Source organism: Oerskovia enterophila (assembly GCF_001692445.1).
Lineage (GTDB): Bacteria > Actinomycetota > Actinomycetes > Actinomycetales > Cellulomonadaceae > Oerskovia > Oerskovia enterophila.
In genome coordinates, this window is sequence record NZ_MAQA01000097.1 from 1 (window position 1) to 5612 (window position 5612).

The 5612-nt window shown below is 73.9% G+C and carries 5 protein-coding genes and 3 tRNA genes; 3 read left to right on the plus strand and 5 right to left on the minus strand.

The features are described 5' to 3' along the window. Window positions 1-346 precede the first annotated feature (346 nt). Window positions 347-1846 (plus strand): beta/alpha barrel domain-containing protein, encoded by a 1500-nt coding sequence (locus tag OERS_RS20160; protein WP_211268528.1) that lies wholly within the window; start codon window positions 347-349, stop codon window positions 1844-1846. Here OERS_RS20160 and OERS_RS20165 read toward each other — a convergent pair. From OERS_RS20165 to OERS_RS20180, 4 genes are all read right to left on the minus strand, one after another. Further along, complete coding sequence (locus OERS_RS20165) at window positions 1836-2090, minus strand: hypothetical protein (protein ID WP_068627771.1); 255 nt, start codon at window positions 2088-2090, stop codon at window positions 1836-1838. The two genes, OERS_RS20160 and OERS_RS20165, sit on opposite strands and share 11 nt — an antisense overlap. Window positions 2091-2190: 100 nt before the next feature. Then, window positions 2191-2266: transfer RNA gene (locus OERS_RS20170), tRNA-Glu, on the minus strand. Window positions 2267-2347: 81 nt separating this feature from the next. After that, window positions 2348-2420: transfer RNA gene (locus OERS_RS20175), tRNA-Glu, on the minus strand. Window positions 2421-2514: 94 nt separating this feature from the next. Continuing rightward, a tRNA-Gln gene (locus OERS_RS20180) sits at window positions 2515-2586 on the minus strand. 263 nt (window positions 2587-2849) lie between these two features. Here OERS_RS20180 and OERS_RS20185 point away from each other — a divergent pair. Both OERS_RS20185 and OERS_RS20190 read left to right on the plus strand, forming a co-directional pair. Next, window positions 2850-3668, plus strand: coding sequence for a class I SAM-dependent methyltransferase (locus OERS_RS20185; RefSeq protein ID WP_211268529.1), 819 nt, complete (start codon window positions 2850-2852; stop codon window positions 3666-3668). Then, window positions 3665-4330, plus strand: a complete 666-nt coding sequence (locus OERS_RS20190; protein WP_056648180.1) for a hypothetical protein — start codon at window positions 3665-3667, stop codon at window positions 4328-4330. Before OERS_RS20185 ends, OERS_RS20190 begins: the two co-directional genes overlap by 4 nt. Before the next feature lie 116 nt (window positions 4331-4446). Here the strand turns inward: OERS_RS20190 and OERS_RS20195 are convergent. Further along, window positions 4447-5612, minus strand: a 1166-nt coding sequence (locus tag OERS_RS20195) for a YeiH family protein (protein ID WP_211268530.1), incomplete at its 5' end; no start/stop codon positions are given.

The following is a 5612-nucleotide window of genomic DNA, read 5'->3' on the forward strand; positions in this document are numbered from 1 at the left end:
AGGCCGGACCGTCCCCCCGCCCCCTCCAGCGGACCTCCCAGACGGCACCGACGGCGAGGCGGACGGTCCGGCCTGGGAGGTCTCGGACGAGGACCGTGCGGCGTTCGTGCGGATCGACCACCGCACCGATTCGCCCGTGCGGCGCACCGAGCCCCCGGTCCCTCCGCCGCCGGTCTGACCTCGGGAGACGCCGCACCGTCGCCACTGCGGCGGTGCGTCTCGTCGATGTCCCCGAACCTTCGGGTCCTTGGACCCTGGCTGCGCGCCGCCCCACAACCTACGGTGCAGTAACCACCCGCTCGGCGGTGGCAGCAGCGCTCGCACCAGGCATGAGAAGGGTCCACCTGTGACCACGCTTTCCTTGACCGTCCCGTCGTCGTGCCCGCCGCTCCCGCGGGTCATCCAGGGCGGGATGGGCATGGCGGTCTCGTCCTGGCGACTCGCGTCCGCGGTCGCCCACGCGGGGCAGCTCGGCCTCGTGTCCGGCACGGCCCTCGACCTGGTGCTGGCGCGCAGGCTGCAGAACGGTGACCGCGACGGCGCGGTGCGCCGGGCCCTCGCGGCCTTCCCGGTCCCCCGGTTCGCGCAGCGGGTCCTCGCTCGCTACTTCCGCCCCGAGGGACGCAGCGCGGGCCAGCCCTATGCCCCGGTGCCACGCCTCGCGCTCCGTCAGACCCGGCTCGCGCAGGAGCTCATGGTCCTGGGCAGCTTCGTCGAGGTGTGGCTCGCCAAGGAGGGGCACGACGGGCGCGTGGGGATCAACTTTCTCGAGAAGATCCAGATGGCGGCCCCCGCCGCGGCCTACGGGTCGATGCTCGCGGGCGCCGACTACGTCGTCACGGGGGCCGGGATCCCCCGGGACGTCCCGCACCTGCTCGACCAGCTCGCCGAGCACGAGCACGTCGAGTTCCCGGTGACGGTCGTCGGAGGGAGCAACCACACGGTCGACTTCGATCCCGAGGCGCTCCTCGGAGAGTCGCTGCCAGCCGTGTCCCGGCCGACGTTCCTCGCGATCGTCTCGGCTCATGCCCTGGCCGAGCACCTGGTGCGCGAGGACCGCACCCGCCCGGACGGGTTCGTCGTCGAGGGGCCTCCAGCAGGCGGTCACAACGCGCCTCCCCGCGGACGCCTGACCCTCGACGAGGTCGGCCAGCCCGTGTTCGGTCCCCGCGACCAGGCCGATCTCTCGAAGGTCGCGGCCCTGGGGCTGCCCTTCTGGATCGCGGGCGCGCAGGGGTCGCCCGAGGCGCTCGTCGCCGCCCGTGAGGCGGGAGCGGCCGGCGTCCAGGTCGGGAGCCTCTTCGCGCTCGCGGCCGAGTCGGGACTCGACCCCGTGCTGCGCGACGACGTCCTGGCCCGGTTGCGCGACGGGACGCTCGACGTCCGGACCGAGGCCCTCACGTCACCCACGGGGTTCCCGTTCAAGGTCGCGCAGCTCCCCGGCACGCTCGCCGACGTCGGCCTCACCGCCGCCCGTCCCCGGCTGTGCGACCTGGGCTACCTGCGCACCCCCGTGCAGAAGGACGACGGCAAGGTCGCGTACCGGTGCCCCGCCGAGCCGGTCCACATGTACGAGCGCAAGGGCGGCGATGCAGCGGACACCGTCGGCCGGTCCTGCCTGTGCAACTCGCTGGCAGCGAACGTCGGGCTGGGGCAGACCCGCGCCGACGGGTACGTCGAGCCACCGCTCGTCACGCTCGGGGTCGACGTCGCCGGTGCCTCCCGGCTCGCCGAGCGGCACGCGGGCGCATGGACGGCCCGTGACGCCCTGGACTGGCTGCTCGGCGACGAGCCTGCGGAGGGCGTGACGGACCTCACTGCAGGACGGGCGGTCATCAGCTCCTGAGACGCACGAGCTGAGCGGTCAGGTCCCAGTCGGCCGGCCGTTCCTCGGGCGCGAACCACTGCGCCCCCGCGTCGAGCCACGCCTTCCGGGCCCGCAGCGCGGTGCGCCAGGAGATGTCCTCGACCCCGCTCTCGGAACCGCAGCAGTCGCAGATCACGTGGAGAGGAGTCCCCCCGCGCCACAGGTCTTCCGGGAGCGCCGGATCGGACCATCCGCAGACCCTGCAGGCCGTCTCGACGAACATCACAGAAACCTAGCACCACCGAGATGTCGCTCCTCGGCAGGCCGCCCTGGCCCACGAACGACGAAAGCCCGACCATCTTCTCGATGATCGGGCTTTGCGCTGGTACCCCCAACGGGATTTGAACCCGTGTTACCGCCGTGAGAGGGCGGCGTCCTAGGCCGCTAGACGATGGGGGCCTGGACCGCTCTCACACTCCGAAGAGTGATCGAGCGTCATCGAGGCCCGGTCATCTGACGATGGCCAGGCCTCGTACTACGTACCCCCAACGGGATTTGAACCCGTGTTACCGCCGTGAGAGGGCGGCGTCCTAGGCCGCTAGACGATGGGGGCCTAAGCTCGTCACCCCGAGGGGCGCCGTGCCGTTGAGAACTGTACTGCACGATTCGTGTCGGTTTGACCGACGCGATGCGCTACTTGCTCTGCGCTGGGGTACCAGGACTCGAACCTAGAATGACGGTACCAGAAACCGTTGTGTTGCCAATTACACCATACCCCAAGGAGGTATCGGCACCGCGCCCTCTTCCCGTTCCCGGGCTTCGGGTGAGCGCCTCACCGAGAGAAAACATTACCGGAGAGTCCCGGTCCGGCCAAATCGCCCTCGGTTGCCCTGTCAGCCCCTGCCCGATCCCTCCCGCGCCCCGCGGTGAGCCTCCGTCCGGAACGGACGTGCCGCCGTCGGGCACCGCCGCGTCCGACACGTCGCATGCAACCGCTCGGAAACGGTGGACCACGCCCTCCCGACGTGGCACCGTCGAAGACATGAGCACCGCAGCGCCTCCCGAGCCGTCGTCCGCCAGCATCCCGCGCGCGTCCCACGCGGAACGCGCATCCTCGTTCGGCGCGGGCGCCGGCGACTACCGGGCCGTCCGTCCCTCCTACCCCGACGCAGCGATCGACTGGATGCTGCCCGCCGGGGCCCGCCACGTGCTCGACCTCGCGGCCGGGACCGGCAAGCTCACCGAGAAGCTGGTCGCGCGCGGCCTCCACGTGACCGCGGTCGAGCCCTCCGACGGCATGCGCGCCCAGCTCCAGGACGCCGTGCCCGGTGCCCACGTCCTGCCCGGCACGGCCGAGCGCATCCCGCTCGAGGACGGGAGCGTCGACGCGGTCCTCGTGGCCCAGGCCTGGCACTGGTTCGACGTCGCGACCGCCGTCCGGGAGATCGCACGCGTGCTGCGCCCCGGCGGGCGGCTCGGCGTCGTCTGGAACGTCCGCGACCACACGGTCGACTGGGTCGAGCAGTTCACCGAGATCATCCACCGCGGCGACTCGCTCGAGCCCGTCCACCGCACACCGTCGCTCGACGGGGTCGACGAGGCCTTCACGCCGCTCGTGCACGCGACCTTCCCCTGGGCGGACCGCCTCCCCGCCGCGGGCCTGCGCACGCTCGCCGCGACCCGGAGCCACCTGCTCACGCTGCCTCTTGCCGAGCGCGACGAGCTGCTCGACGCCGTCGACCACCTCGCGGCGACGCACCCCGCGCTCGCGGGGCTCACCGAGATCGACCTCCCCTACCGGGCCGAGTGCTGGCGAGCGGACCGTGTCCTCGGTACCGACGCGGGCATGGTCGACGAGTGAGCGCGCAGCCCGAGGACGCGGACCTCTCGCCGGTCCGTCTCGTACCGGGTCCCGTCACGCCCGACGACGTCCGCACCGCCGCGCGCTGGCTCGCCGACGGCGTGGCGCACCACCCGGACGCCGCGTTCGACGCGCAGGCCGGGCCCGTGCGGTGGTCGTGCTGGGCCACGGCCGAGCACGTTGTCGACGACCTCCTGGCCTACGCGCTCCAGGTCGCGGGACTCCCCCTGCTCGACTACCTGCCGCTCGCCGGCCCCAAGGGTGAGGACGAGATCGCGCACGTCAAGCGCGAGGCCGGCCCGGCCGGGATGGCCGAGGTGCTCCGCGCGGGCGGCGAGCTGCTCGCGGCCCAGGTGGGCGCCCGCCCGGACTCGGCCCGCGCCTACCATCCGTACGGGCTCTCGGACCCGCAGGGGTTCGCGGCCATGGGGATCGTCGAGATCCTCGTGCACGGGCGCGACATCCTCGAAGGGCTCACGGGCGTCGCCCCCTCCCTGCCCGAGGGGCTCAGCGCACGGGTGCTGACGCGGCTCTTCCCCGACCTGCCGGACGCGACGCGCGGCCTCCCCGCGGCCGAGGTCCTCGTGTGGGCGACGGGCCGCCGCGAGCTGCCCGGCCTCGCGCGCCGCACCCGCTGGCGCTGGGACGCGACGGTCCGGTAGGGCGAGCGCCGAGGCGGCGCCCGGGACGTCCGGGCGCCGCCTCGCCGATGCGCGGGCCTCTGCTCCGGGCCCGGCCTCGGCGTCGACAGAGCTTCCTCCACCGTGCGCGAGGAGGCTCAGGTCAGCGCCAGCACCGCAACGAGCGAGGTTCCGGTCACGACCGCGGCCGAGGCCGTCCCGAGCACGAGCGCGCGCCGGCCCGTGCGGACCAGGTGCGCGACGTCGACCCCGAGGCCCATCGCGAACATCGCCGCGGTGAAGAGCAACGTCGTGACCACGGTCGTCACCTCCACGACGGACGCGGGCAGCAGGCCCGTGCTGCGCACCAGCACGGCCGCGAGGAAGCCCACGACGAACAGGGGCACCGGGGGCGTCCTACGGGCCGCACGGGCCCCCGTGGCGGCCTCGACGTCCGCAGGGCGCGCCACGCGCTCCCGACGCGCCCGCAGCACCCCGGCGCCCGCGACGAGCGGCGCGAGCAGCACGACCCGGGCCAGCTTGCTCACGGTCGCGGTCGCGAGCGCCGCGGCGGAGATTGCACCTCCTGCGGTCACGACCTGGGCGACCTCCTGGACGCTCGCCCCGATCCAGAGCCCGGCGCGGTCGTCGGCGAGCCCGAGCAGCCCGGCGAGCCACGGCAGGACGAAGATCGCGAGCGACCCGAAGATCGTCACGAGGGCGAGGGCCGTCGCCACGGCGTCGTCGGCCTCGCGGCGCGACTCGTCGTCGTCGCCTCCCCCGACCACGCCCTGCATGGCCGAGATCGCGGCCGCGCCGCAGATCGAGAACCCTGTCGCGACGAGCAGCGACGTCACGCGCGGGACGCGCAGCACGCGCCCCAGGGCGAGCGTCGCGCTGAAGGTCACGGCGACCGTGAGCGCCACGACCGCGAGGCCGCGCCAGCCGAGCGCGAGGACCTCGGGCAGCGAGAGCTGGAGCCCCAGCAGGACCACGCCCGCGCGCAGGACGCGCATCGCGGTCCACCGCGTCCCCTCCTGGGTCCGGGCGGTGAGGGCGTCCGCCCACCGCGCGGCACGCGTCGTCCGCCCGACGGCGTCGCTCGCCCCGTGCGCGCGGCGCAGGCTTCCGAGCACCGAGCCGACGACGGCCCCGACGAGCAGGGACAGCACGAGGGGCGAGAGCGGGACCACCTGCGCGAGGAGGTAGGCGACGACGGTCGCGAGCGCGCAGAAGGCGAGCCCGGGGGCTGCGCGGCGGATCCAGGGGGCCGGAGCTGCGGCCACGGTCGAGGGGGCGGGGCCGCAGCTCCGGCCCCCTGGAT